General features: G+C 62.1%; 20 protein-coding genes. 11 read left to right on the top strand and 9 right to left on the bottom strand.

The genetic code is table 11. The features are described 5' to 3' along the window. Positions 1–135 precede the first annotated feature (135 nt). Positions 136–1,146 (bottom strand): GlxA family transcriptional regulator, encoded by a 1,011-nt coding sequence (locus CLV41_RS13690; RefSeq protein ID WP_103222966.1) that lies wholly within the window; start codon positions 1,144–1,146, stop codon positions 136–138. Positions 1,147–1,239: 93 nt separating this feature from the next. Here CLV41_RS13690 and CLV41_RS13685 point away from each other — a divergent pair, with 93 nt between their 5' ends. Further along, positions 1,240–1,494, top strand: coding sequence for a DUF1272 domain-containing protein (locus CLV41_RS13685; protein ID WP_103222965.1), 255 nt, complete (start codon positions 1,240–1,242; stop codon positions 1,492–1,494). Between the two features lie 13 nt (positions 1,495–1,507). Further along, complete coding sequence (locus tag CLV41_RS13680) at positions 1,508–2,116, top strand: DJ-1/PfpI family protein (RefSeq protein WP_103222964.1); 609 nt, start codon at positions 1,508–1,510, stop codon at positions 2,114–2,116. A 100-nt stretch (positions 2,117–2,216) separates the two neighbouring features. Here the strand turns inward: CLV41_RS13680 and CLV41_RS13675 are convergent, their stop codons facing one another. Further along, the gene (locus tag CLV41_RS13675; RefSeq protein WP_103223104.1) at positions 2,217–3,131 is read right to left on the bottom strand and encodes a LysR family transcriptional regulator; all 915 of its coding nucleotides are present in this window, start codon (positions 3,129–3,131) and stop codon (positions 2,217–2,219) included. 170 nt (positions 3,132–3,301) lie between these two features. On the opposite strand from CLV41_RS13675, the gene CLV41_RS13670 reads away from it, so the two are divergent. The 3 genes from CLV41_RS13670 to CLV41_RS13660 all read left to right on the top strand — a co-directional run bounded on the left by CLV41_RS13670 (position 3,302) and on the right by CLV41_RS13660 (position 8,660). Next, a complete protein-coding gene (locus CLV41_RS13670; RefSeq protein ID WP_103222963.1) occupies positions 3,302–4,099 on the top strand; it encodes an alpha/beta hydrolase fold domain-containing protein in 798 nt (265 codons plus the stop codon). Positions 4,100–4,169: 70 nt separating this feature from the next. After that, entirely contained in the window at positions 4,170–5,360 is a 1,191-nt protein-coding gene (locus tag CLV41_RS13665) for an efflux RND transporter periplasmic adaptor subunit (protein WP_103222962.1), read from the top strand. Between the two features lie 123 nt (positions 5,361–5,483). Beyond that, complete coding sequence (locus CLV41_RS13660; protein WP_103222961.1) at positions 5,484–8,660, top strand: efflux RND transporter permease subunit; 3,177 nt, start codon at positions 5,484–5,486, stop codon at positions 8,658–8,660. A 116-nt stretch (positions 8,661–8,776) separates the two neighbouring features. On the opposite strand, the gene CLV41_RS13655 is transcribed toward CLV41_RS13660, so the two are convergent. Further along, entirely contained in the window at positions 8,777–9,784 is a 1,008-nt protein-coding gene (locus CLV41_RS13655) for an LLM class flavin-dependent oxidoreductase (protein WP_103223103.1), read from the bottom strand. A 361-nt stretch (positions 9,785–10,145) separates the two neighbouring features. Between CLV41_RS13655 and CLV41_RS13650 the strand changes: the two genes are divergently transcribed. Then, positions 10,146–12,119: a PAS-domain containing protein gene (locus tag CLV41_RS13650; RefSeq protein ID WP_103222960.1), complete on the top strand. Its 1,974-nt coding sequence runs from the start codon at positions 10,146–10,148 to the stop codon at positions 12,117–12,119. Positions 12,120–12,137: 18 nt separating this feature from the next. Then, positions 12,138–12,860: a response regulator transcription factor gene (locus CLV41_RS13645; protein WP_208987499.1), complete on the top strand. Its 723-nt coding sequence runs from the start codon at positions 12,138–12,140 to the stop codon at positions 12,858–12,860. A gap of 105 nt (positions 12,861–12,965) precedes the next feature. Here the strand turns inward: CLV41_RS13645 and CLV41_RS13640 are convergent, their stop codons facing one another. The 3 genes from CLV41_RS13640 to CLV41_RS13630 all read right to left on the bottom strand — a co-directional run bounded on the left by CLV41_RS13640 (position 12,966) and on the right by CLV41_RS13630 (position 17,863). Next, on the bottom strand, positions 12,966–15,632 hold the full coding sequence (locus CLV41_RS13640) for a TRAP transporter large permease subunit (protein ID WP_103222958.1): 2,667 nt from the start codon (positions 15,630–15,632) through the stop codon (positions 12,966–12,968). Between the two features lie 21 nt (positions 15,633–15,653). Further along, entirely contained in the window at positions 15,654–16,688 is a 1,035-nt protein-coding gene (locus CLV41_RS13635) for a TRAP transporter small permease subunit (RefSeq protein WP_103222957.1), read from the bottom strand. Positions 16,689–16,762: 74 nt separating this feature from the next. Then, positions 16,763–17,863 carry a TRAP transporter substrate-binding protein gene (locus tag CLV41_RS13630; RefSeq protein WP_103222956.1) on the bottom strand — a complete coding sequence of 367 codons (1,101 nt, stop codon included), beginning with the start codon at positions 17,861–17,863 and terminating at the stop codon, positions 16,763–16,765. 188 nt (positions 17,864–18,051) lie between these two features. On the opposite strand from CLV41_RS13630, the gene CLV41_RS13625 reads away from it, so the two are divergent. From CLV41_RS13625 to CLV41_RS13615, 3 genes are read left to right on the top strand one after another with little or no spacing between them, the layout of a single operon-like run. Next, positions 18,052–19,413, top strand: a complete 1,362-nt coding sequence (locus tag CLV41_RS13625; RefSeq protein WP_103222955.1) for a cache domain-containing protein — start codon at positions 18,052–18,054, stop codon at positions 19,411–19,413. A 7-nt stretch (positions 19,414–19,420) separates the two neighbouring features. Beyond that, complete coding sequence (locus CLV41_RS13620) at positions 19,421–20,095, top strand: response regulator (protein ID WP_103222954.1); 675 nt, start codon at positions 19,421–19,423, stop codon at positions 20,093–20,095. Between the two features lie 57 nt (positions 20,096–20,152). Next, positions 20,153–20,911 (top strand): gamma-glutamyl-gamma-aminobutyrate hydrolase family protein, encoded by a 759-nt coding sequence (locus CLV41_RS13615; protein WP_103222953.1) that lies wholly within the window; start codon positions 20,153–20,155, stop codon positions 20,909–20,911. 173 nt (positions 20,912–21,084) lie between these two features. Here CLV41_RS13615 and CLV41_RS13610 read toward each other — a convergent pair whose 3' ends face one another. Then, complete coding sequence (locus tag CLV41_RS13610; RefSeq protein WP_408013875.1) at positions 21,085–23,016, bottom strand: HoxN/HupN/NixA family nickel/cobalt transporter; 1,932 nt, start codon at positions 23,014–23,016, stop codon at positions 21,085–21,087. Positions 23,017–23,237: 221 nt separating this feature from the next. On the opposite strand from CLV41_RS13610, the gene CLV41_RS13605 reads away from it, so the two are divergent. After that, positions 23,238–24,311 carry a Glu/Leu/Phe/Val dehydrogenase dimerization domain-containing protein gene (locus CLV41_RS13605; protein ID WP_103222952.1) on the top strand — a complete coding sequence of 358 codons (1,074 nt, stop codon included), beginning with the start codon at positions 23,238–23,240 and terminating at the stop codon, positions 24,309–24,311. 78 nt (positions 24,312–24,389) lie between these two features. Here the strand turns inward: CLV41_RS13605 and CLV41_RS13600 are convergent, their stop codons facing one another. Then, positions 24,390–24,929, bottom strand: a complete 540-nt coding sequence (locus CLV41_RS13600; RefSeq protein ID WP_103222951.1) for a TetR/AcrR family transcriptional regulator — start codon at positions 24,927–24,929, stop codon at positions 24,390–24,392. 269 nt (positions 24,930–25,198) lie between these two features. Continuing rightward, positions 25,199–26,119, bottom strand: coding sequence for a LysR family transcriptional regulator (locus CLV41_RS13595; RefSeq protein WP_103222950.1), 921 nt, complete (start codon positions 26,117–26,119; stop codon positions 25,199–25,201). Positions 26,120–26,142: the final 23 nt, after the last annotated feature.

Raw genomic sequence — 26,142 nt, 5'->3', positions numbered from 1 at the left:
GAGGGGACGGTGCGGCCCTTGCCGATTTCCCGGACTTGAAGCAGTTGGGGTCCCAGGGCAATGTCCTCAAGTTTCTTCCGGATCGGCTCAAGAAGCGGATCCTGATGCTATCTACACGATATTCCGCTTACGGCGTCATTGGGTTCCGAGAAGGTCGCCGGAGGCTGTCATGTGACCGGTTGCGAAGCGTTGGCGATAATCGCTGGGCGACACATGGAGCAAGCGAATAAAGCTGCGGCGCATCCGTTCGTCATCCCCGAACCCGCACTGGCGAGCAACCTCGCTCACCGATAGGTCGCTTTCTTCAAGCGACCGGCGGGCGGCTTCCATTCGTATGCCTTCGACAGCTTTGGCCGGAGTTCGCCCGGTTTGCTGGGTGTACAATCGCGCGAAATTTCGGGGGCTCATGTTCGCTCTTTCAGCGAGAACATCGACGCGCAGGTCTTTGTCGATATTGTTTGCGATCCATTCGTGAAGGCTCTCGAACCGGCCTGTTTCATCCAGGATTTGTCTATCGAGGGTCGAGCTGAATTGGGATTGGCCTCCCGGGCGGACCACGTATGACACCAATTCACGCGCTAACGAAAGTGAAGCTGTTCGACCGATATCTTCCGCGACCATGGCAAGGGCCATATCGATGCCCGCGGTCACACCCGCTGACGTCCAGACGTTTTCAGCTTTCACGTAGATGGGATCGGTTTCGACCAGCACGCAAGGATGCTCACGCGAAAGAGCATCGCATGATTGCCAATGAGTCACGGCCCGGCGCCCATCGAGCAGACCGCAGGCTGCCAGCACGAAAGCTCCGGTGCAGACTGATGCGATGCGATCCGCTTTTTCCGCAAGCCTCAAAACGCCGTCGACAACATGGGGGTTCAGGGCCGCTGCGCGGGCACCGTTGCCGCCAACAACGATGAGAGTGTCTATTTGCTCGTTTGCCCACGACTTCATCGCTTCCGTCGCGATAGAAACCGGAGTATCGGTCTTTACATATTGACCGTCTATCGAGACAACCTCGGTTCTGTAAACGGCAATCCCGTTATCATCGACGGCATCCGCGAAAACTTGGAGCGGACCAGCCAGATCAAGCAATTTTATCTGCGGAAACACCACAAACAGAACTTTGTGGGGCGCGGAATTCTTCATTAAGATTTGGCAGCATTCGAGGGCATGTTGTCATTTATGCCAGAAAGGGAACTGCTAGTCTACTCACGTTGCGCATAGCCAAAGGAGCGGAGAATGTTGAAGCTGAAACCCAACTGTGAATGCTGTGATACCGATTTACCTCCCGAAAGCCTGAATGCCCGTACATGCTCGTTCGAATGTACCTTCTGCAAGGATTGCGCTGAAGACAACTTTCGCAATGTCTGCCCGAACTGCGAAGGAGAGCTTTTGCGTCGCCCGATCCGTCCCGTTGAGCTCCTCGTTAAAAACCCGGCGTCTACGGATCGTTTCCTGAAAGCGCACCCGGAATGCGCGCACCTCCAGACCTGAAAAGGAACAGAATATGAAATCAATCGGCGCGCTCGTTTTTCCTGGTTTCGAGACATTGGATTTGTTTGGGCCACTCGAATTTTTCGGCTGGTTGCCTAACGAGTTCAACATTACCACCGTCGGCGAAAACACCGGCCACGTCACTTGCAGGAGTGGTCAGCGTATCGCGGTCGATTGCCTGCTTGGCGAAAGCAATGACTATGATCTGCTTCTCGTACCTGGAGGACCCGGTACACCTGTGGAACAGGTCAACGAAGCAATTCATGATTGGATCAGGGCTGCGTCCGAGAAGGCCGAAATTGTCATGAGCGTTTGCACGGGCAGCGCACTTCTGGCGAGCACCGGGGTTCTCGATGGCCGTAAAGCCACAACCAACAAGATGAGATTCAAATGGGCAATTCAGTTTGGTCCAAACGTGGACTGGATCGGCAAAGCCCGTTGGGTTGAGGACGGAAAATTTTTCACGTCCTCCGGCGTGTCGGCAGGCATGGACATGAGCCTGGCGGTGATATCCCGCATTCTCGATCGAAAGACGGCAAGACACGTTGCGAAATGTGCGGAATACAGTTGGACCGAAGATCCATCTTCAGACCCCTTCGCGGTTCAACACGAGGTTTCGTGAACCATTCTCATGACGACACCACTTGTTAGGCTGTGTCGACGAATTGGAGACGCATTTCGTCCACACGGCCTTGATCTTCAACGGGCCGAAAACTCCTCCCCTACCCCTGACCAGCGGGCTGGATCCCCGCCAGCAGGCGGATGAGCCAGTCGACGAAAACCCGGACCTTGTTGCTGAGATGCCGGTTCGGCGGGTAGACGATGTAGAGGGGGATCGTATCGGTCGTCCAGCCGTGCAGAACCCGCACCAGGGATCCCTTTTCCAGCTCCTCGCTCACCATGAAGTCCGGCAACTGGCCGATGCCGTGTCCCGCGGCGGCGGAGAGAACATAGCTGCGGGCATCGTTCACGGCGATCCAGTGCCGGCCGGTTACGGAGATTTCCCTGCCGTCCTTGCGGAACACGAAGGGCCGTACCTGGCCCGTCTGGGCCATGAAGTAGTTGACGAAGAAATGGCCGGTCTCCAGGTCCTCGGGCTTCTCCGGTGTGCCGAATTTGTCCAGGTATTTCGGTGCCGCGCAGGTCACCAGGCCGACTTCGGAAATGCGCCGGGCGATCAGCGACTGGTCCGCCGGCTCGCCGCCCCGCAGGGCGCAATCGACATTCTCCTTCAAATAGTCGACGGTTCTGTCGCCGATGCCGATATCGAGCTGGATGTCGGGATATTTCCGGTAAAATTCGCCGAGAAACGGGATCACGAACCAGTCCGCGAAGGCTCCCGACATCTCGACCCGCAGCCGGCCGCTCGGCTCTGTCTGCGCCTGGGACAGTCTGCCGTCGAGCTCGTCGATATCGGCGATGATGCTCACCGCCCTTTCATAATAAAGGACGCCGTCCGTCGTCACCACCACCCGCCGTGTGGTCCGGTTGAGAAGCCGGGTCTGCAGATGCTTTTCAAGTCCCTGGATGAGATTGGTGAGAGTTGCCTTCGGCATCCGCAGCGTTTCCGAGGCACGGGTGAAATTGCCGGTTTCCACGACCTTCACGAAGGCGCGCATGGCGGCAAGCTGGTCCATCGGAAAATCCTCCTGGAATTTGTGTGCTGCAATATTATTCGAAATTTCGAACAGAGAAAACAAAAATACCGGACTTATTCACTTCCACGAACAAACCTATCTTGGCTGAGTAGAAACCCGGACCCCGACGGGCCGACCGTTCACTCCTTTGGAAGAAGCGACAGCAGGCAATGACGATCCTGATGAAGGAATTGACGCTGGACAAGGTGGCCATTGGCCCGGTCGCGGTACGTGTCTACGAGGGCTCGGCAAACACCGCGGATGCGCCCGTTCTTGTCTTTTTTCATGGCGGCGCGTTCACCGGTACCCTGCCGGAACGCAGCATCTTCTCCGAAACCGCCGCCCAGGCCGGCGCGATCGTGGTGCTGCCCGACTACAACGCCCCGCTCGGCGGCGTCTTTCCCAAGCCCCTGGAAACCGGTTTTTCGATCTTTTCGCGCCTGGCGCAGAAACGGGCCGGGCTCGGCAACCGCAAATCGAAGCTTCTTGTCGGCGGGGTGGAGGCCGGAGCCAATGTCGCCGCGGCGGTGGCGCTGAAAGCGCGCGACCACTACGCCGACGAGTTGGACGGCCAGATCCTGCTGTCCCCGCTCCTCGATCCCTACATGGCCTCCGCCTCCATGCGCGAAGCGGAGGCGCTCGGCATGCGCGAGTGCTGGAGCGAAGGCTGGAGCCATTACCTGAGCGGCGGCGTGTGCCATCCCTACGCCGCTCCCTGCACCTGCTCCCGGCTTTCCGGCGTGGCGCCAGCCCTCGTCCTGACCTCGGGGGACGACCCCCTGCGCGATGAAACCCTCGGCTACGCGGCCGCCCTGAAGGCCGCCGGCGTCGACGTTCACCAGCATGTTCTCCCCGCCGGGACAGGCTGGCCATCGATCTATGGCGCGAAAAGCGATGACACCGCGTCCTGGCAGGCGAGTGCCGCCAGGCAGTTTACCGATTTCGTCGACTCGCTCGGCATCCAATGAAGTTGCAATGAACCGCCTTCGTCCCGGCCGCATCCCAAGGCGGCGGGACGAAGGTCTTAAGGAGAGACCCATGACATCGAAAAGCAAACTCTGGACCCTCACGGGCGCTAGTCTGGCGGTTGCCGTGTCCGTTTCGGCCGCAGCTCTCTTCGTGAACCTGCCCGCCACCAATCCCGCGACCGCCGCCGGTGGCAATGCCGGCACCCCCGCCGTTCCCGTGACAGTGGCCGAAGTGGCCAGCCGGAAAATCACGATGTGGGAAGAATTCTCCGGCCGCCTGGAAGCGGTCGACCGGGTTCAGATCCGCTCCCGGGTGAGCGGGGCCATCCAGTCGGTGGACTTCCGTGAAGGATCGCTGGTCAAGGCGGGCGACCCGCTCTTCACCATCGATCCCGAACCCTTCAAAACCGCGGTCACCGAGCGCGAGGGCCAGGTCGCCCTGGCCGAAGCCCAGCTCAATCTCGCCCGGCTGGAACTCGATCGCGGCCGGAAACTGATCACGAACAAGACCATCTCCCAAAGTGTCCTGGACCAGCGGCAGAACGCCTTCGCCGAGGCACAGGCAAACCTGCGGACCGCGAAGGCGGCTCTGCAGGCCGCCAGGCTGGAGCTTGGATACACCCGCGTCCTGGCGCCGGTCGCCGGCCGTGTCGGCAAGATAGAGATCACCGTGGGCAATCTGGTGGCCGCGGGCTCCGCCTCCCCGGTGCTGACCACCCTGGTATCGATCGATCCGATCTACGCCAGCTTCAACGCCGGTGAAGACCTCGTGACCAGGGTTCTGGCCGAGTTGCCACGGACCGACGCCACCGTGCCGCCGCTGGACCTGGTTCCGGTCGAGATCGAAACCATCGGCGGCGACGGCACGCCGATCAGGGGCAAGATGCAGCTCATCGGCAACGAGGTGGATGCCGCCAGCGGCACCATCGGCGTCCGCGCCGTCTTCGACAATCCGGACGGCAGGCTGCTCCCGGGCCAGTTCGTGCGGGTCCGCCTCGGCGAACCGTCGCCGGAGACCAAGGTCCTCGTCAGCGAACGGGCGATCGGCACCGATCAGGACAAGAAGTTCGTCTATGTGGTCGGCGACGACAACAAGGCGAACTACCGGGCGGTCGAACTCGGCCGCAGTGCCGAGGGCAAGCGCATTGTGGAGCACGGCTTGACGCCCGGCGAACGGATCGTCGTCAACGGCCTGCAGCGCATCCGCTCCGGAGCGTCTGTCGATCCCCAGATGCAGAAAGACGTCGCAGCGGTGAAATAACCGGCCCTGGCGGAGCGCCCAGAACCTCCGCCGGGCCTTGCCCCGAATTCCGATTGTCGCCGGCGGTGCGCGCCGCCGGACAGAGAAGCTTTGTCTCATCCCCACCCTGGAAGGACATGGAAAATGAATATCTCGAGATTTTTCGTCGATCGCCCGGTCTTTGCCGGGGTGCTCTCGTTCCTGATCCTGCTTGCCGGCCTGATCAGCGTCCCGTTCCTGCCGATTTCGGAATATCCGGAGGTGGTGCCGCCGTCGGTCGTCGTGCGGGCGACCTATCCTGGCGCCAACCCCAGGGTCATCGCCGAGACCGTCGCCACACCCCTGGAAGAGCAGATCAACGGCGTGGAGGGCATGCTCTACATGTCCAGCCAGGCAACCTCCGACGGCGTCATGACGCTGACGGTGACCTTCGAACTCGGCACCGATCCCGACAAGGCGCAGCAGCTTGTGCAGAACCGCGTCTCGCAGGCGGAGCCGCGCCTGCCGGCCGAGGTCCGGACCCTCGGCGTGACGACGGTCAAGAGTTCGCCCGACCTGATGATGGTGGTGCATCTGCTCTCGCCGAACGAGCGCTACGACATCACCTATCTGCGCAACTACGCGGTGCTCAACATCAAGGACCGGCTGGCGCGTATCGACGGCGTCGGACAGGTTCAGGTCTTCGGCTCCGGCGACTATTCCATGCGGGTCTGGGTCGATCCGCAACGGGCGGCCGAGAACAACCTCGCCGCCAGCGACATTACCAACGCCATCCGCGCCCAGAACGTCCAGGCCGCGGCCGGCATCATCGGCGCCTCGCCGAATGTCGACGGCGTCGACCTGCAGCTCAACGTCAACGCTCAGGGCCGCCTGGAGACACCCGAGGAATTCGGCAACATCATCGTGAGGACGGGCGAGCACGGCGAGGTCACCCGCCTGCGCGACGTTGCCCGCATCGAACTCGGCGCGGCGGACTATTCCCTGCGCTCGCTGCTCGACGGCAAATCCGCCGTGGCGATGCCTATCTTCCAGTCACCGGGTTCCAATGCCATCGCCATTTCCGATGCGGTGGTGGAAACCATGAACGCGCTTCAGGTGGCCATGCCGGAAGGCGTGGAATACGAGATCGTCTACGACACCACGAAGTTCGTCCGCGCCTCCATCGAAAAGGTCATCGACACGCTGCTGGAGGCGGTCCTGCTGGTGGTTCTCGTCGTCATCGTGTTCCTGCAGACCTGGCGCGCCTCGATCATTCCGCTGATCGCCGTGCCTGTGTCGATCATCGGCACCTTCGGCGTGATGTATGTCTTCGGCTTCTCCATCAACGCGCTCAGCCTCTTCGGCCTCGTGCTGGCGATCGGCATCGTGGTCGACGACGCCATCGTGGTGGTCGAAAATGTCGAGCGCAACATCGAGAACGGCCTTGCCCCGCGCCAGGCGACCTACAAGGCCATGAAGGAAGTCTCCGGCCCGATCATCGCCATCGCGCTGGTCCTGGTCGCCGTCTTCGTTCCGCTGGCCACCATTACCGGCCTGTCGGGCCAGTTCTACCGGCAGTTCGCCCTGACCATCGCCATTTCGACGGTCATCTCGGCAATCAACTCGCTGACCCTCTCCCCCGCTCTGGCAGCTCTCCTGCTGAAGGAGCACGACGCTCCGAAAGACCTGCTGACGCGCGTCATGGACCGGCTGTTCGGCTGGTTCTTCCGAGGCTTCAACAAGGTGTTCGGGGCGGGCTCGCGCGCCTATGGCTGGAGCGTCGGCGGACTGCTGTCGCGCAAGAGCGTCGTCATGGTCGTCTACATGGCGCTCGCGGCGACCACATACGGCCTCTTCACCAGCATACCCGGCGGCTTCGTGCCGGCGCAGGACAAGCAGTACCTCATCGGCTTCGCGCAGCTTCCCGACGCGGCGACGCTCGACCGGACGGAGGATGTCATCCGCCGCATGAGCGAGATCGCCATGGAACAGCCCGGCGTCGAGCATGCGGTTGCCTTTCCGGGCCTGTCGATCAACGGCTTCACCAACGCCTCCAACGCCGGCATCGTCTTCGCCACCCTGACGGATTTTGAGGAACGCCGGTCGCCGGAGCTTTCCGGAGACGCCATCGCCATGCAGCTGAACCGGAAATTCGGCGCGATCCAGGACGCCTTCATCGCCATATTCTCACCGCCACCCGTTCAGGGCCTCGGCACCACCGGCGGTTTCAAATTGCAGATAGAGGACCGTGCGGGCCTGGGCTTCGAGACTCTCGACGCCGCCAACAAGGCTTTTCTCGCCAAAGCCTATCAGACACCGGAACTGGCGGGCCTCTTCTCCAGCTTCCAGATCAACGTTCCGCAGCTCTACGCGGATCTCGACCGGACCCGGGCCGAGCAGCTCGGCGTGTCGGTGACCGATGTCTTCGACACTCTGCAGATTTATCTTGGATCGCTCTACGTGAACGATTTCAACGCCTTCGGCCGGACCTATTCCGTCCGCGTCCAGGCAGACGCTAAATTCCGGGCGCATGCGGAGGACATCGGCAAGCTGGAAGTGCGCTCCGCGAACGGCCAGATGATTCCACTCTCCGCCCTGCTAAGGGTGGATCCCGCCACGGGCCCGGACCGGGTGACGCGCTATAACGGCTACCTGGCCGCCGACGTAAATGGCGGCCCCGCGCCCGGCTTTTCATCCGGACAGGCCCAGGAAGCGGTGGATCGGCTGGCGCAGGAGACGCTGCCGAAGGGCGTCGGTTACGAATGGACCGACCTGACCTACCAGCAGATCCTCGCCGGCAATTCGGAAGTCTTCGTCTTCCCGCTGATCCTGCTGCTGGTCTTCCTTGTCCTGGCCGCTCAATATGAAAGCGTCACGCTGCCGATCTCGATCATCCTGATCGTGCCGATGGGCGTCATGGCGGCCCTGACGGGCATCTGGCTGACAGGCGGAGACAACAACATCTTCACCCAGATCGGGCTGGTGGTGCTGATCGGCCTGTCGGTGAAAAACGCTATCCTGATCGTCGAGTTCGCCCGTGAGCTCGAACTGGAGGGCCGCAGCCCACTGCAGGCGGCGATGGAGGCAAGCCGGCTGCGCCTTCGGCCGATCCTGATGACCTCCATCGCCTTCATCCTCGGCGTCCTGCCGCTGGTCCTGTCCACCGGCGCCGGCGCGGAAATGCGCGTCGCCATGGGCATCGCCGTCTTCTCAGGCATGATCGGCGTCACCTTCTTCGGCATCTTCATGACGCCGGTCTTCTACGTCATCACACGGCGCCTGGCGGGCAACCGCCCGCTCGCCCGGCATGAGGAGACGCAGCAGCTTCTGGAAGAGGCATAAGGTTCTGGCCGGGGGCGGGTGAAGCTGAAGTTGCAGACTTCATCTTGCGGAAGGTCGCAGCCCTTGCGGAGGTAGCCGTGTGCAGGAGATGGTTGCAATAGGCCGGAAACATCCCATCACGCCACCCGCGGCACCTCCCGCAAGTCCGCCAGCACTTCCGCCGCGATCTGAAACGAGCGCACCCGCGCCGCGGGATCGTGGATCATGCCCGTCACCATCAGCTCGTCGGGCCGATGGGTGTCGATCAGGCTTTGCAGCCGGTCCCGGATGGTCGCGCGGGAGCCGGTCGCGGAACAGGACAGGGCATGGTGGACCTGGGTCAGGACCGGTGCCGGGATCTCCGCCGAGAGGTCGTCGGTCGGAAGGGGCAGCTTGCCGGGGCGGCCGGTGCGCAGGCGGGCGAAGGCGAGGATCTGCGAGGAACGCAGATAGGTGGCCTCTTCGTCGGTGTCCGCCGCGCAGACTCCTGCCGCCATCATCGCATAGGGTTCCGACAAAGTTTCGGAGGGCTGGAACGAGGACCGGTAGATCGAGAGCGCCTCTTCAAGCATGTCCGGCGCGAAATGCGAGGCGAAGGCATAAGGCAGGCCCAGATAGGCCGCGAGCTGCGCGCCGTAAAGACTGGAGCCGAGGATCCAGACCGGCACATGGGTGCCTTCCCCCGGGATGGCCCGCACGGAAGAGCCTTCCTGCGCATCGCCGAAATAGCCGATCAGCTCCGCCACATCCTGCGGGAAACTGTCCTCGGGCGCCATGTGACGGCGCAGCGCCCTGACGGTTGCCATGTCGGTGCCCGGCGCACGGCCCAGGCCCAGGTCAATCCGGCCGGGGTAAAGCGTTGCCAGGGTTCCGAACTGCTCCGCCACCACCAGCGGCGCGTGGTTGGGCAGCATGATCCCGCCCGCCCCGACGCGCATGGTGGTCGTGGCCGCCGCGACATGGCCGATCACCACGGCGGTAGCCGCGCTGGCGATGCCGGGCATGTTGTGATGTTCGGCCAGCCAGTAGCGATGATAGCCGGCTGTCTCCGCCGCGCGGGCCAGATCGACGGTGTTGGCGAAAGCGTCAGCGGCAGTCTTGCCTTCCGGCACCGGCGACAGATCGAGCAGTGAGAAATTTTTCATGGTGGACTCCTTGTTGGTCCACCTATTCATCCGCAATGGCCAATGCAAGGTCTTGCGCGGAATTTACCGGAAGCCCTCCGCGGCGGCGGGGCGGTCGCCTGTCTCCCGGAATTGCACTGCGGGAGACCAGCCCCACCATAACTCCGATCAAAACAAACAAGTCCGGAACATCACATCCTCACCAAACGATTTGGACTGTCGTATCCGGACAAATGCGATAGCCCTGCCCGCGAGGAGAAAACTGGTGCAAGCGGAAAAACTGAACATCCGTCATTTGCTTGCCTCAACCGGACAGGAGCGCCTCCAAACAGGCTATGCCAAAGCTGTTCAGTCCGCTTCCGTTTTGCTCTAGTCTCCCTTCATGGAGGAGACACAGCAGCTGAAGACGCAGCTCGACCTGATGCAGGCGGCGCTCGATCACATCAACCAGGGCTTTTCGGCCTTCGATGCGGATCTGCGGCTGGTCGCCTGGAACCGCGGCCTGTGGGAGATGCTCGATTTTCCGCAGAACCTTGCGCGGCGCGGCACCCATCTTGAAGCCTTCCTGCGGGTGAATGCGGAACGGGGCGAATACGGTCCCGGGGATATCGAGGGCAAGATCCGGCGGCGGCTGAAACGCGCCGAGCTGTTCGAGCCGCATTATTTCGAGCGCATCCGCCCCAACGGCCAGATCATCGCGGTCTCCGGCACGCCGCTGCCGAAGGGCGGGTTCGTGACCACCTACAGCGACGTGACCGAGGACAGGCGCCGCCAGGAAAAGCTGGAGCGCACGGTGGAGGAACGCACCCGGGCGCTGCAGCAGTCAGAGGACTGGTTGCGGCTGGTGACCGACAACATTCCCGCCCTGATCGCCTATCTTGCCCCCGGCCCGGTATTCCGCTTCGCCAATCGCCGCTATGCGGACTGGTTCGGCCAGTCCGTCGCCTCCATCGCCGGCCGGCCCGCGCCGGAGGTCGTTGGCGCGGATCTCTTCAAGATCCTGGAACCCCATATCAACCGGGCGTTCGAGGGCAACGCGGTCAGCTACGAGTACCAGCGCGAACGGCCCAACGGTTCCAGCGCCTACATGCGCTCGACCCTGATCCCGGACATGACCCAGGATGGCCGTACGCTCGGGATCTTCGTGCTGTCGCTGGATGCGACCGACCAGAAACAGGCGGAAGCCGCGCTGGTGCAATCGCAGCGCATGGACGCGGTCGGCAAGCTGACCGGTGGCCTCGCCCATGACTTCAACAACCTCCTCGCCATCCTGATGGGCAATCTTCTCAGCCTTGGCCGGATGGACACCCCGATCGCGAAGGAAACGCTCGACGCGAAACTGTCGCCGATGCTGGAAGCCACCAAACGCGGCTCCGACCTGATCCAGCGCCTGCTGCTCTTCAGCCGCGGCAAGGCGATCGACCCGCAGACCGTCTCCCTCGCCCGGGTGATCGCCAGCGCCGGCCGGCTCCTGGAAGGCTCCCTGCCCTCGGCCATCATCCTGGAAACGGAAATCGAAAACCGGGAAATCGCCGCGCGGATCGATCCCACCCAGATGGAAACGGCGCTGATCAACCTTGCCTTCAACGCCCGCGACGCCATGCCGGAAGGCGGAACCCTGCGCATCGCGCTCACCGAAACACAGCTCGGCAAACGGGAAGCCGACGACCTTGGCGTTTCACCCGGAGTTTATGCGCAGATCGTCGTGGAGGACACCGGCAGCGGCATGGACGCGCAAACCCAGTTGCAGGTCTTCGAACCGTTTTTCACCACCAAGACCTTCGGCACCGGCAGCGGCCTGGGCCTGTCGATGGTCTATGGTTTCATCCGCCAGTCCGGCGGCGCCATCCAGATCAGCAGCGCACTCGGCATCGGCACCTATCTGACGCTCTACCTGCCCCTGAAGCGGCTGGAAGCCTGCGACGGCGGAACCCTGACCGAGACGCAAGGCACCCGGCCACAGCGCGGCCGGGGCGAACTCCTGCTGCTGGTCGAGGACGACCCCGATGTCGCCAACACGGTGACCGAGCAGTTGCAGAATCTCGGCTATTCGGTCCTGCGCGCCGAAAGCGCGGAAGATGCGCGCAGCCTTGCCCTGGAGCTGCCGGAACTGCGCGCCGTCCTCAGCGACATCATCATGCCCGGACAGATCAACGGCCTGGCGCTGGCCCGGGAAATTCACCAGAAACGCAACGACCTCGCCATCGCGCTCATGTCCGGCTACGCCGACTGGTCTGCCCTTGCGGACCAGGACAGCCAGTGCGAATTTCCGGTGCTGGCAAAGCCCTTCGCGGAAGATCAGCTTGCGGACACACTCCACAGAATCCTCGCCGCGCCACCTATCGCGGCTTCATAGATGACCAGGGACCGAGCCTTGCAGACACACTCCGAACCGGCGGCGAAACCCAAGGTCTTCATCGTTGACGACGAGCCGGAAATCGGCAATCTGCTGCTGGACGCCATGATCCAGTTCAAAATCGAGGGCAAGGTCCTTTCGACCGGCGCGCAGATGCTGGACGCGCTCAAATACGACAAGCCCGATGCCTGCATCGTCGATCTCGGCCTGCCCGATATGGAAGGCATGGCGTTGATCAACGAAATCCGCCGGCAGTCCTCCGTGCCGATCATCGTTCTCTCCGCCCGGGGCCATTCCAGCGACCGCGTCATGGGACTGGAACTCGGCGCGGACGACTACGTGGTCAAGCCGTTCGACCCGCGCGAGGTCGTCGCCCGCATCCGCTCCATCCTGCGCCGCGCGTCGGGCCGCGAACAGCCGGCGCAAGGCGCGGAACAGGCCAGCTTCGAAGGCTGGACCTACCAGCCCTGCTCGCACAGCCTGACCTCGCCGGAAGGAGAGGAGACATTCCTGTCCACCGGCGAAGCGACGCTGCTGGAGGCGCTGCTGCGGGCGCCGAAACGGGTTCTGACGAGGGACTACCTTCTGGAACACGGCGGCCGCGACGAGAGCCTCGACCGGTCGATCGACGTGCGCATCTCGCGTATCCGCAAGAAACTCACCCGCAAGAACGAACCGGCTCACATCCGCACAATCTACGGCTCCGGCTACATGCTCGCCTGCGATGTGAAGTGGGGGTAATCCCTTCAGGACAAGCAGCATCTCCCGCGTCGCCCCGGACCTGATCCGGGACTTTCCGGACGCGGAGAACGGCCCCGGCGCAAGGCCGGGGCAGCAGAGATCGATCTAGAAGCTCAGCGAGACATCCCTGTGACTGGAGAGGCATGAGGCGACGTCGAGGGCCATGTCCGTGGGCAACCGGTCCTGCTGGCGCAGGCCGATCGTGTCACCGACCGCCGCATCGTAGGCGGCAAGCGGCGGCAGGATCTGCGTGGCGGCCTTCTGGCGCCAGGCCAGATCGGCATCCAGCGCGGCGATAGACTTGTCGATTTCGGCCACGGCTTCTTCCGCGTCCGGCTGGCGGCTGCGCATGATCTTGCGGGCTTCGCTCAGTCCGCTGCGGATGTCGCTCGTACCTTCCGCGTCGCCGATCCTGGACCGCATCTCGGAAATCGCTTCTTCGGCCGCCTTCGGTTCAAGCCCCGGCACTTCAGCCTTCAGCGCTTCCAGCTCGGGCCGGAAACTTGCCACCAGATCGGTATCGGCGAGGATCGCTTTCAGTTCGACGATCGGTTCATACGCCTGATCGACGGTCCGACGGTAGCTCAGGCGCGCCGTGTTTTCCTCTTTCTGGATTTTCGAGAATGTCGTGTAGACATCCTTCCAGTTTGAAGGGATCTGCGCCAGCAGGGCGTCATGCTCGGCCTGAAGTACCTCGATACGTTCCCGGGCACGGTTACCCTGCGCTTCCGTGAAGACACCGGTGCCGCCCGACCGGGTGACGATCACTTCAAGCTCTCCGATCCGCTCCTCGATCCTCAGGGCATCGCGTTCAAGCGCGCGGACCTCGACGTGAACCGGCTTGTAGGCGACCGCGGCTTCCGCCACCTTGAGTTCGGCATCCTTGATCGCCTGCATCAGCGGCATCGCTTCGCGGGCCTTTTCAAAGCCTTGCTCCAGATCTTCGCGCAGGTCTTCCGGCAGGTAGCTGGTATCGATGGTTCCCGCCGACTGGATGGCGGCCAGAAGCCCGTCGCCGTTTTGCTGGAATTTCTCGTGAACAAGGGCTTCCATGCAATATTGCAGACGCGGGTTTTTCGGCGGAGGCGCTGTTTCTGACAGGAGTGTCGACCGGTTCGGCAGGTAATTCACCAACTGCGGATAAAGCCCGACGATCCCCAGAGCCACAAGCTGCAGGCAGATGAAGGCAATGACCCCCTTGTACATGTCCAGGGTCTTGACAACTGCCGGTGCGACACCTCGCAAATAAAACAGAGCGAAGCCGAAGGGCGGCGTCAGGAAGGAGGTCTGGATATTCAGGCCGATCATCACGCCGAGCCACACGGCGGTGACGTTGGCCTCCGGATCCGCCAGCAGGATCGGCGCCACGATCGGCACCACCACGACGGCAATCTCGATGAAGTCGAGGAAGAAGCCGAGGACGAAGATCACCAGCATGACGATCAGGAACTGCGCCCAGAACCCGCCCGGCAGGCCCTGAAGGAAGTCCTTCACCAGGTCCTCGCCGCCGAATGCCCGGAAGGCGGAAGTCAGCATGGCCGCGCCTAGCAGGATGATGAATACCAGCGACGTGGTCTTGGCGGTCTCCACCATGACGCCGCGCAGGGTGTTTTCCAGTTTCAGCGTGCGCCAGCCGGACCAGAAGATCGCGATCAGCAGCAGGGAGACGGCGATGATCGCCAGAACCAGCGCCAGCAGATCGTCGCTGGACTGGATCAGCTTGATGTTCACCGCGCCGAGGAAACTGACGATCAGGGCAAGGCCAAGCAGGGCCAGGATGGCGATGATCGCCGGGGAATAGGCACCGCGCTTGCCGTCCCGCAGCCGGTATCCGGCCATCACCATGGCGCCGACGGCGCCGATGGCGCCTGCCTGGTTGACAGTGGCGACACCGGCGACGATCGAGCCGAGCACAAGGAAGATCAGCGCCAGCGGCGGCACCAGCGTGAGAACGACCTTGACCGCGAACTGGCGCGTGAAGGTGCCCTCCTGATGGACGGCCGGCGCCGATTTCGGGTTGAGCAGCGCGAACCCGAGAATGAACAGCATGTAAAGCCCGACGAGCACCAGGCCGGGCAGGAACGCCCCGAGGAACATTTCCCCGGCGCTTGTCGAGACGACCGAAAAGTCCGACGGCATGGAGAGCTCACCGGTGCTCGACTTGAAGAGCGTCTGGCGCAGGGAGCCTGCCTGATCGACGGCGCTGGCAAGCTGATCGGCCAGGATGATGAGCACGATGGACGGCGGGATGATCTGGCCGAGCGTGCCTGACGCGGCGATGGTGCCCGTTGCCAGCGGCACGGAATACTTGTTGCGCAGCATGGCCGGCAGGGAGATCAGCCCCATAGCCACCACAGTCGCGCCGACGATGCCGGTGGTCGCCGCCAGCAGCGCGCCGACGAACACCACCGAAATGCCCAGGCCGCCCGGAACCGGGCCGAACAGCCGCGCCATGGTCACCAGCAGGTCCTCGGCGATCTTGGAACGCTGCAGCATGATGCCCATGAAGACGAAGAGCGGGATGGCGATCAGCGTATCCCGCTCGGCCTCCCAGTAGATGCCGCGGAAATTGGTCACCCCGGCGCTCAGCCACTGACCCGGGCCGCCATGCGAGAAATAGGCGCCGGTATCACCCGCGAACAGGTAACCGGCTCCGGCCGCGATGCCGATGGTTAGGATTGCGGATCCCGGCAGGGAGAAGGCGACCGGAAATCCGGAGCCGAGCGCAAACGCCATCAGGAGAACTAGGAGAAGAAGGAAAAAGAGTTCCATATCGGGCGGGTCTCGTCGGCGCTATTGAATTGAATGGCTGTCGTGATCCCGGCCGCCCGGTTCACCGCGAATATCGGCGACCGCATCCATGAAATAAGCCACGAACTGGATCATCATGGAAACGGCGAACACGCCGAGGAAGCCCGCCATCAGATACTTCACGAACAGGCCGAAGCCCGCCTGCGTCGTCTCATAGGTCAGGATAGGACTGTTGATGATGTTCTGCTTGCCACCCAGTCCGATGACAAGAATGACGGTGCAAAGGCTCATGCCGAGGATCACCGATCCAATGGCGTTCACGAAGCCCTGGGTCCTGGTGGACAAGCCCGCATAGAAGACGTCCACCCGGACGTGCCCTTCCTCCAGCAGCGTATAGGCGCTGGCGAACAGGAACAGCGCCGCGTACCAGAAGCGGACCAGGTCGGCCAGGAATGCCTGCTCGTAGGAAAACACGAAGCGGCCGATCACGATGAGCAGTTCCGCGACCACAACCAGGAGCGCCAGCCAGGTGAAGCCGAGCGTGCGGGTGAAAGCCGCGATGACGACCGACAGAGCGATCAGCGGCATGTGCACATAGGGTCCGCGGAACCGGGCCCGGCCGAGATCGTCCGCAAGTTGCTGGCCGACGATGTCGGACAGGAAGTCCTCGATGCGCAGGAACGAGATCACGGCGTCGGTGAGCCCGACGATAAGCACGGCAAAGAACGCGGCCCGGATGAGAAAGGCGTTGATATTGCTGATGCGGCGGCTGTCCTCGCGCAGGGTCCGGCCGCTTTTCAGTACATAGGCGACGGCCCCGAGCACCAGCGCCGCATAGACCGCAACCTGCAGCCATGACCAGAGGATCGGCAGCGGCCCGTTGGCCGCCCCGCCGTAGATCGGAGCGATGCCGGGAAGGTCCTGCCAGTATGTCAGATAGTTGTTGAGCAAAAACGCCGTCATGATGGCCAATACGATCCAGCCGAACAGGCGAGAGATGCGGGCGCTTTCCGGCGAAGGCGTTTCACCGGATTTCATAACAGGCGAGCCGTCTTGAACCATGTCCAAGGCCGTCATCGTGGCTGAGCCTTTTTATCTTTGTCCATGAAAGAGGGACGGAATTTCTCCCGTCCCCTTTGTCTGCGGTCCGCTTAGCCCGGAATGCCGAGGTAACGGTTGCGCTTGTTGCTGTAGGCAATGTCGGAGATCGCCATGTAGCTGCCGATTTCCTGGCGCGCATTGATCACGCTCTCGAAGATCTTCTTGGACAGCGGGGAATGATCCATCGCTTCTTCCAGAACTTCCTGAGCGGCTTCACCGAAGCTGTCATAGATCTCGTCGGAGAACTCACGCAGCTCGACACCGTGCTCGTCGACGAGACGCTTGAGGTAGGCACCGTTGTTGGCGTTGGTTTCCGCCATGGTGTTGGAATTTTCTTCCGCGCAGGCCGCGACGATGATCTGCTGATCGATCTTGTCGAGACCATCCCAGAACGCCTTGTTCATGCCGAGTGCCAGCATTGCGCCCGGCTCGTGCATGCCCGGGTAGTAGTAGTACTTGGCCGCTTCGTAGAACTTCATGAAGTAGTCGTTGAACGGACCAACCCACTCGGTTGCATCGATCGCGCCGGAAACAAGGTTTTCGTAGATCTGGCCACCCGGCAGGGACACCGGAGAAGCGCCCAGTTTCGCCATGACGTCGCCGCCCTGGCCCGGAATGCGCATCTTCAGACCCTTCAGGTCGTCAGCGGTCTCGATTTCCTTGTTGAACCAACCGCCCATCTGGACGCCGGTGTTGCCCATGGCAAGGTTCTTCAGACCGAATTCACCGGCCAGCTCATCCCACAGTTCCTGACCGCCGCCGTATTTGATCCAGGCGTCCATTTCCGTGTAGGTCAACCCGAACGGAACAGCCGTGAAAGCGGCCCAGCCCGGATGTTTGCCTTTCCAGTAGTAGTCAGCGCCGATATAGGCCTGAGCATTGCCGGAAGCGACTTCGTCGAAAGAATCGAACGCGCCGACACGCTCGCCAGCAGCGAAATACTGCACGTTGAGGCGACCTTCGGTCAGCTCTGCAATACGGGCTGCCAGGCGCTGTGCCGGAACACCGAGACCGGGGAAATCACGCGGCCAGGTGGACACGATCACCATTTCCTTGGTGCCCTGGGCGATTGCCGGAGCAGCCAGAACGGAGCCGGCTGCTACACCGCCGGCACCAAGGCCAGCCTTTTTGATAAATGAACGACGATCCATTAGTTTCCTCCCTAAACGGACCTGATATCGGACCGAAATACACACTTGCACCGATCCCGCCGTATGTCTAGTTGACCAAACGGGCGATGCGCTATTCGTGGTTCTGCGTAGCTTTTCAGTAATACTACTGAGCGCATGCAAGGGAAATCCGGGACCGGAAAGATCCGCGCAACAAAAGGGCGAATTCAGTGACGTTCAAGACCAAATTGCTGCTGATCACGATCCTGCCCCTGATCGCGGTGTCCATCCTGATCGGCGGTACGACCTATTATCAGTCGCGCGAACTGATCAACGCGCAGACCCAGGCGGTGGAACAGCGGATCCTGTCCGCCAAAAGGCAGGAGATCCGCAACTATGTCAGCCTGGCTCTGACATCGATCGAACAGATCTACCGCGAAGAACCCGGCGGACGCGAGGCTGCCCAGGCGCGGGTCAAGGATATCCTGCAGCACCTCACCTTCGACTATGACGGCTATTTCTTCGTCTATACGCTCGATGGAACCAACATCGTCCATCCCAAACTGCCCCATCTGGTCGGCGGCAACTGGTGGGACCTTCAGGATGACAATGGCGACTATGTGATCCGCAACCTGATCCTGGCCGCCCAGGCCGGCGGCGGGTTCCATCAGTATGTCTGGCACAAGCCCTCCGCTGGCACCGTCGAGGAAAAACTCGGCTACGCGATCCTGCTCGACAAATGGGGCTGGATGCTGGGGACCGGCCTTTATACAGACGACATCGCCCGTGAAGTCGCCGCGATCCATGCCGACATTGCCGGCAGCATCCGGCAGACGCTGCTCGTGACCTTCATGATCACGCTCGCGGCGATCGTCATCGCCGGCTTGCTGATCGCGGGCGTGCGCTTTTCCGAACAACGCTTCGCCGACAGCAGGCTGAAGGAGCTGACCAACCGGATCTTTCAGGTTCAGGAGCAGGAGCGCAAACGCGTATCGACCGAACTCCATGACAGCATTTCCCAGCTGCTTGTTTCCGTGCGCTACGGTGTCGAAATGATCCACAGCGAGGCCGGCAGCAGCCCGGACCTGCAAACCCAGGCTGCCAAATGCCTGAAGACCCTTGACGGCACCATTGCCGAGGTTCGGCGGATCTCCCGCGATCTGCGGCCGAGTGTGCTCGATGACATGGGGCTTTCGGCCGCGCTCGGAAGTCTCGGCAAGGAATTCCAGAACCAGTCCGGCATCGTCGTCAACGTCACCGCCGACCAGTGCCAGACACGCCTGTCCGAGGGTGCGAAAACCGCGCTCTACCGGGTGGTGCAGGAATGCATGACCAATGTCGCCCGTCACGCAGGCGCTTCCGAAGTCACCATCAGCCTGAAAGTCGGCCAGCACAGCCTTGTCCTGTCGGTGGAGGACAACGGCGTCGGCCTGCCGCGCCCCCTGCCGAGATCGGGCGGCCTGGGGTTCCGCAACATGCGCGAACGGATCGAAACCTATGGCGGAAGGCTGACCCTGAGCCGCAGGACCGCCGGAGGCACCCGCATATGGGTCCAAATGCCGCTCGACAAACAGCTCGCAAAGGCGGCATGATCTGAAGATGACAGCGCATTCACCTTCGCCCGCGCGGCGGCAGACAGACAAGCCCATACGGGTCCTGCTCGCCGATGACCACGAACTGGTCCGCGACGGCATCCGCGCACGGCTGCTGAAAGTGCCGGACCTTGAAGTGGTCGGGGAGGCAACCAACGGCCGTGAGGCCGTGAGCCTCGCGGAAAACCTGCGCCCTGACGTGCTCCTGATGGATGTTTCCATGCCTGTGATGAACGGCCTGGAGGCGGCCAGGCAGGTGCGCAAGATCCTGCCCGAAACGGCGGTGCTGATCCTGTCGGTCTATGACAATCCGGAGTATGTGCGCGGTGTGGTGCAGGCCGGTGCCCGCGGCTACATCCTGAAGGATATCTCGTCCGCCGAGATGATCACCGCCATCACCAGCGTCGCCACCGGCGGATATTATTTCTCCGCCGCGGTCGGACCGACCCTTGTCGGCGCGACCACGTCGGCCCCGGTGGAAGATCCTTACGGCCTGACGGAGCGCGAACGCCAGGTCCTGACCGCCATCGCCGGCGGCCAGCCGAACAAGGAAGTCGCCAAGGACCTCGGCATCAGTGTCCGCACCGTCGAATCCCACCGCCTGAATCTGCGGGAAAAGGTCGGCAACAAGAATGCCGCGCAGCTTTATAAGGTTGCGCAGGATCTGGGATTACTGGATTAGAATATCTTCCGCCAACATCTTCCAAACGGACTTGTTCCGCGCACGACAGGCCCCAACATGACCAAACCGCTCGTTCTGGTAACCGCAGACGTCAAAGCCGTTGACGGCTACAACTGGCACGCCGCGGTCTCGACCTATCTTCAGGCCGTTCTGAAGGGCTCGGATGCCATCCCGATGATCCTGCCATCGCTCGGGCCGGATCTCGATCTGGACGCCGCGCTCGACCAGGTCGACGGCGTTCTGGCGACCGGCTCCCGCTCCAATGTCAATCCACAGCTCTACGGCCGGGAGCCGACGGAGGAAAACGGCCCCTACGACCCGGACCGCGATGCAACGACAATGCCGCTCCTCAAGCGCGCCGTCGAACGCGGCGTTCCGGTCTTCGCCATCTGCCGCGGCATGCAGGAGTTGAACGTTGCCCTCGGCGGCACGCTCTTGACGGAAATCCAGGCGATCGAGGGCCGCAAGGACCACCGCGCGCCGGTCTCCGAGCATCAGGAGGAGCGTTTCCGCATTGCCCATCCGGTTGAGGTCACCGCCGGCGGGAGCCTGGAAAAGGTGCTCGGTGCCGAACCCTTCGAGGTCAATTCGCTTCACCGGCAGGCGCTCGGCGATCTTGGCAACGGCCTGACAATCGAAGCCCTGGCGGAAGACGGAACGATAGAAGCGGTCTCGCTCACCGACAGCCCCGGCTATGTGCTCGCCACCCAGTGGCACCCGGAATACTGGGTGACGACCGACGGACCGTCGAAAAGGCTGTTCGCGGCGTTCGGTGAAGCTGTCCGCGCCTACAGGGAAAAACGCCTCGGTCTTTGAAGACGGATTGAAGCGCTGTTTGTTGTCAAGCAGGTCCTGATTTTTGCTGGATGGCATGATACCGCGCCGTCCCGGACTTGATCCGGGACCAATAACGCAAAATGAAGGAGGTCCCGGATCAAGTCCGGGACAGCGCAGTGCGGTCGGCGCAGAGGGCGCTCAAAGAGCCTGCCCTACCCCCAGCCGACAGTCGCGATCAGCAGGGTCACGCCGAGCAGGAAGACGATCGCCGCACCCAGGATCTCTATGGTTCTGTGGATCCGGCCGGACATCGGGCTTCCCTCGCCGAAAAGCCGTACCGCAAGATCCTTCGCGCCAACCGCCAGTCCGGCGAGAAGGGAAACCGTGATGCCGGTTCCCACGGCCATCGCCAGGGTCGAGGCGATGCCCGCCGCGATCATGCCTTGCGACAGGGCGAAAACCAGCACGATCAGAGCGCCGGTGCAGGGTCGCAGACCGACCGCCAGGACAATGGAAGCCGCCCGCGCCAGCGTGATACGCCCGCCGAGCATGTCCGGGGTCGGCGCATGGGCATGACCGCAGGTGGCGCAGACACCGTCCGGCCCCGCCGCATGATGGTGGTCATCGTGCCCGTGCCCATGTCCATGTCCATGCCCGTGATGATGGTGATGGCCCTGGACCTCTGCCCCCGCATAGGCAAGTTGCCCGCCTGCCAACCGGGAGACGGCAACGTCCACGAGTGGCCGGATGGCCTTCTGCCAGAGCAGCCAGCCTCCGAGCGCCGTGATCAGCACATAGGAACCGATTTCGAACCAGCGTGCGGTATCCTGAATGGCAATGCTGGTGAGATTGAACACCACCGCCAGTCCACCGACGAGAACGATGGCCGTCACCGCCTGGGCGAAAGCGGACGCGAAAGACAGAATAATACCCTTGCGAAGGGTCTCGTTGTTGGCGACCACATAGGAAGTGATGATCGCCTTTCCGTGGCCGGGGCCCGCGGCGTGGAAGATGCCATAGGCAAAGGACAGCCCCATGAGCAGCCACACGGCGTTCGGATTGTTGCGGAACGACCTGAGGCTTGCCACCAGCGCCTGATAGAATTCCTTCTGCTTGATCGCGATCGTCCCGAAGACCGTGTCCAGCAATCTGGGCTGAACGGTCGTCTGCACAGGGGGATCGATCACGGCAACAATTGTCTCAGCCGAGCTGACGACAGCCTCTGCCCGCGATTGCGCGGTGCCCGCCGCGCCACCGGTTTGCGAGGAGGACGCGTTGTCGGCCGCTGTCACTCCAGTTCCGTCCGTTTCCGCGGACACCTGAAGGGATCCGCCGGCCCCTGCGGCAGCGGCGCAATTGACGATCATCTGGTTGATCTGAGTCGCCGCGGCCGATTGCAGCTCCGGCGGCAGACCCCGCTGGTCGGCGCCGATCTGCGCGAGGGCATAGGCCGTCGCATCGTCCAGAGGCGGCGGTTCCTTGCGGCTCACCTGACAGGTGCCGGGGGCGTTGACCGTGCCGACGGCACTGTCTTCGCTGCCGAACCGGAAATCGACATAATATGTCGGGTCATAGACGTCGAGCGTGATCGGATTGGCCGCGTCGCTCGGCTCCTTGAGCGGCAGCGTGAAATGCAGTTCCAGAAGATCGACGCTTTCCGGCATCGATCCGCCGTTCATGCGGACGTCCTCCTCCATCGCCTCGAAATCTTCCGGTTTCATCGCCCAGTAATCCCGCAGCGGCACCGCCTCGACTTCCAGCCAGTAGTCCGACGGCGTGGTGAAATCGAACTCGATCCGGGTGTTGTCGCCGAAGGTGAAGTAACCGAAGTCGGCCATGCTCTCCACGTTGACTTTCGCCAGTTCGCTCAGCTCCTCGCGCGAATAGACACCGTCCCCGTCCGTGTCGAAGCCCTGGATCGCGAAGGCCGAAAAGGCGTCGTCGAACCGAAAAACGTGATTGACCGCAACGGCCTGGCCCTCATCGTCGAAGACCAGTCTGGATCTGGCTTCCACGAAAACATGCGGATGCGCTAAGACACCGGTCAGCAAAACCGGAAAGAGGCTGGCTCCGAGCAGGATCCGGCTGGCGGCCGAACGAAAGGCCCTGAGGAAGAAGGCTGGACGAAAATGCACCGGAATCACCTGTTTGATCAGACGTCACGCTACACGACCTAGGCCAGAGAAGACGGCAGGAAAATGGCGTTTGGGTGCGGCGCAATATCCGTTTGGAACAAATTTCAGCCTTTTCCCGTTCAGGCGGAACAATTCATCCCGCATAGACAAGATTATGAGGACAAAAAAGACATTATTCCCCGAAACAGGCCTAAAATATTTGCAGTCTCAATCAGTCGGACAACCCCGCCATGAATGCCTTGCACTCCACGATCCGCCACAGCGCCGTTTTCGACCATCCGGAAATGGGGGAACATGAAAACGTTGTTTTCGTCAAGGACAGGGACACCGGCCTGAGCGCGATCATCGCGATCCACGACACGACCCTGGGCCCCGCGCTCGGAGGCTGCCGCGTCTGGCCCTACGGCAACCCGTCCGATGCCCTGACCGACGCACTTCGCCTGTCCCGCGGCATGACCTACAAGAACGCGCTCGCAGGCCTTGATCTGGGTGGCGGCAAGGCAGTGATCATCGCCGATCCGCGCAAGGACAAGACCGCCGCGATGATGGAGGCGTTCGGCCGCCACGTGGACCGGCTTTCCGGAACCTATATAACCGCCGAGGATGTCGGCGTCTCGCCGCAGGACATGGAAGCCGTTGCCCGGCAGACGAAACACGTGCGCGGCACCAGGGCGACCGGGCTGGGAGACCCCTCTCCCTATACCGCGCTCGGAGTTTTCGAGGGTATCCGGGCCTCAGTACGCCATGTGTTCGGCAACGGCGACCTTGAGGGCAGAACCGTTTCCGTCCAAGGCCTCGGCCATGTCGGTTTCGATGTCGCACGCAGGCTGCATGAGGCCGGGGCCAGACTGATTGTGTCCGACATCCATTTGCCCGCCGTCCTTCGTGCTGTTGAAGAATTCGGCGCGCTGGCCGTCGACCCGGCCGAGGCCCACATGGTCGAAGCCGACATCTTCGTTCCCTGCGCCCTGGGCGCCGGCCTCAACGCCCGAACCGTGCCGCAGATCCGGGCACGGATCGTCGCCGGCGCCGCCAACAACCAGCTTCAAACCCCCGCGGACGGCGCCGCACTGAAGAAACGCGGCATTCTTTACGCACCGGACTATGCGATCAATGCGGGCGGCGTCATTTCCATCGCGCTGGCGACACCGGGTGGCAACGACGCGCATGTGCGCGAAAAGACTGTCGCGATCGGCGACACGCTTGCGGTCATCTTCGAGAGGGCCTCGGCGGAAGAAACGACACCGGAACGTGTCGCGGACGCCATGGCCGAGGAAAGACTGGAGAAATCCGGAAAGACCTGACGGCAGACAGGCCGGCACTGTGGAATGAAGACGGCGGCGCATGCCGCCGGTCAGGAACGGCGAAGCCCCATAACGGACTTAGGAAAACCGCTTGTCACTGTCCGTCTTGAACATCTGGCGCACCAGCCGTTTGGCGTCCTCGACCGCGATTTCTCCCATTTCCGCATAACAGGCGGTGACGCCCTCGTGCAGCAGATAGAGGGTCGATGCGAATCCCGCCTGTCCGCTAAGCTCTCCGAAGAACTTCAGCAGTTCCCCCTTGTGGCGCTTGACCGTCGCCTCGATGCCCGAGCTGTCCGGATTTGCCGCCAGGGCCTGGCGGAAAAAACACTCCTTGCCGTCCGTCATGCGCATCCAGCCGCCCAGCTTGTCGAACAGTTGTTCCGCCGCCGCCAGTCCCGGCTCCGTGACGCCTTCACGCACATAGCTGAGGTAACGGCGATGGCGGTGCTCGAGCGCGCCGAGGATCATGGCTTCCCGGGACGGAAAATACCGGTAGAGGGTGCGCATGCTGACGCCGACGCCGGCGCGCAACTCCGGAACGCTCGGCTCCGCGAAACCCCTGCTCCAGAACACCCGTTCCAGACCGGAGGCGATTTGTTCCTGAGCTTCATTCATGGAACGAGTCTCTAACGCGGATTTCGGATTTGCAAGTTGTACTTTGCCTATTTTTTTCCAATGTCAATCAAACTACTCCGGATCAATCCGCTTCCCTTTGGAATCACTTAAATAATTATTCTGCAGCCAGTCGTCTTCGAGGTTTCCGGTACAAAACCTCTGCCTCTTTTATATCGGCTTGTTCATGACCGTATCGTGAGAAGAACCGAATCGCTCATGACTTGAACCGGAAAATGCCGGTCCCGCCTCAACCTGCGTTGAGATAACCGTTAAAGAGCTCTAGGGTCTGGTTCGTTGCTGGACCTTCCGGGGCCATACCACGCCACGAGGAAGTCGACAAAAGCCCGCACCTTGCCGCTCAGGTGCCGCCGGTGCGGATAAACGGCGTAAATGCCGCGCATGGGCTCCTCAAAAGCATCGAGAAGGGTTACCAGGTGTCCGTTGCGGAGGTCTTCGGCGACAAAGAACAGCGGCGTTCTGAGAAAACCGAGATCGCACAGCGCCGCTTCCCGCGCCGCTGCGGCGCTGTTGACCTCCAGAGGCCCTTTCACAGCCACGCTCAGCCGCTCGCCCTTGTCGAAAAAGATCCAGTTCTGTTTGAACCGGTGATTGGTGTCGATGATGCATGGACGGGTGAGAAGATCCGCTGGAACCTGAGGCGCGCCGAATTTTTCGACCACCGCTGGACTCGCGCACAGGACGGTGCGAAATGGTGCGATCTTGCGGGCTATAAGGCTGGAATCGTCCATCTGCGTCACACGGACGGCCAGGTCGAAGCCCTCCTCGACAAGATCGACGAAACGGTCCTCCAGCCTGAGATCCAGGATGATGTCCGGATACCGCAACAGGAACTGCATCATCGCCTTGTTGAGCATCTCGTCGCCCATGGATCTGGGCGCGGACACCCGCAGCCTTCCGCGGATTTCCTTGTGCGACGACTGGACGGAGGCCTGCAGGTCGTCGATCCGCTGAAGAATATCGGCCGCCTCCTTGTAGTAGGCTCCGCCGACTTCGGTCAGCGAGACCTGGCGCGTGGTCCGGTTCAGCAGCCGGACACCCAACTCGTCTTCAAGCTCGCCGACATATTTGGAAACCAGGGCCTTGGAGCGCCCCATTTCCCGGGCGGCGGCGGAAAATCCGTTTGAATCGACAACTTGAATGAAGCACCGCATCCGTGTGATCGCGTCCATCCAGTTTCCTTCCCGCCGGGTCG

Source organism: Roseibium marinum (genome assembly GCF_002906165.1).
Taxonomy (GTDB): Bacteria; Pseudomonadota; Alphaproteobacteria; order Rhizobiales; family Stappiaceae; genus Roseibium; species Roseibium marinum.
Note: the sequence above shows the minus strand (reverse complement) of the source record. Positions and strands in the feature narration are given on the sequence as shown.

Bases quoted from the DNA above. Each gene is read 5' to 3' on its own strand.
- CLV41_RS13690 (WP_103222966.1), bottom strand. From the start codon at position 1,146: ATGAAGAATTCCGCGCCCCACAAAGTTCTGTTTGTGGTGTTTCCGCAG.
- CLV41_RS13685 (WP_103222965.1), top strand. From the start codon at position 1,240: ATGTTGAAGCTGAAACCCAACTGTGAATGCTGTGATACCGATTTACCT.
- CLV41_RS13680 (WP_103222964.1), top strand. From the start codon at position 1,508: ATGAAATCAATCGGCGCGCTCGTTTTTCCTGGTTTCGAGACATTGGAT.
- CLV41_RS13675 (WP_103223104.1), bottom strand. From the start codon at position 3,131: ATGGACCAGCTTGCCGCCATGCGCGCCTTCGTGAAGGTCGTGGAAACC.
- CLV41_RS13670 (WP_103222963.1), top strand. From the start codon at position 3,302: ATGACGATCCTGATGAAGGAATTGACGCTGGACAAGGTGGCCATTGGC.
- CLV41_RS13665 (WP_103222962.1), top strand. From the start codon at position 4,170: ATGACATCGAAAAGCAAACTCTGGACCCTCACGGGCGCTAGTCTGGCG.
- CLV41_RS13660 (WP_103222961.1), top strand. From the start codon at position 5,484: ATGAATATCTCGAGATTTTTCGTCGATCGCCCGGTCTTTGCCGGGGTG.
- CLV41_RS13655 (WP_103223103.1), bottom strand. From the start codon at position 9,784: ATGAAAAATTTCTCACTGCTCGATCTGTCGCCGGTGCCGGAAGGCAAG.
- CLV41_RS13650 (WP_103222960.1), top strand. From the start codon at position 10,146: ATGGAGGAGACACAGCAGCTGAAGACGCAGCTCGACCTGATGCAGGCG.
- CLV41_RS13640 (WP_103222958.1), bottom strand. From the start codon at position 15,632: ATGGAACTCTTTTTCCTTCTTCTCCTAGTTCTCCTGATGGCGTTTGCG.
- CLV41_RS13635 (WP_103222957.1), bottom strand. From the start codon at position 16,688: ATGACGGCCTTGGACATGGTTCAAGACGGCTCGCCTGTTATGAAATCC.
- CLV41_RS13630 (WP_103222956.1), bottom strand. From the start codon at position 17,863: ATGGATCGTCGTTCATTTATCAAAAAGGCTGGCCTTGGTGCCGGCGGT.
- CLV41_RS13620 (WP_103222954.1), top strand. From the start codon at position 19,421: ATGACAGCGCATTCACCTTCGCCCGCGCGGCGGCAGACAGACAAGCCC.
- CLV41_RS13615 (WP_103222953.1), top strand. From the start codon at position 20,153: ATGACCAAACCGCTCGTTCTGGTAACCGCAGACGTCAAAGCCGTTGAC.
- CLV41_RS13605 (WP_103222952.1), top strand. From the start codon at position 23,238: ATGAATGCCTTGCACTCCACGATCCGCCACAGCGCCGTTTTCGACCAT.
- CLV41_RS13600 (WP_103222951.1), bottom strand. From the start codon at position 24,929: ATGAATGAAGCTCAGGAACAAATCGCCTCCGGTCTGGAACGGGTGTTC.
- CLV41_RS13595 (WP_103222950.1), bottom strand. From the start codon at position 26,119: ATGGACGCGATCACACGGATGCGGTGCTTCATTCAAGTTGTCGATTCA.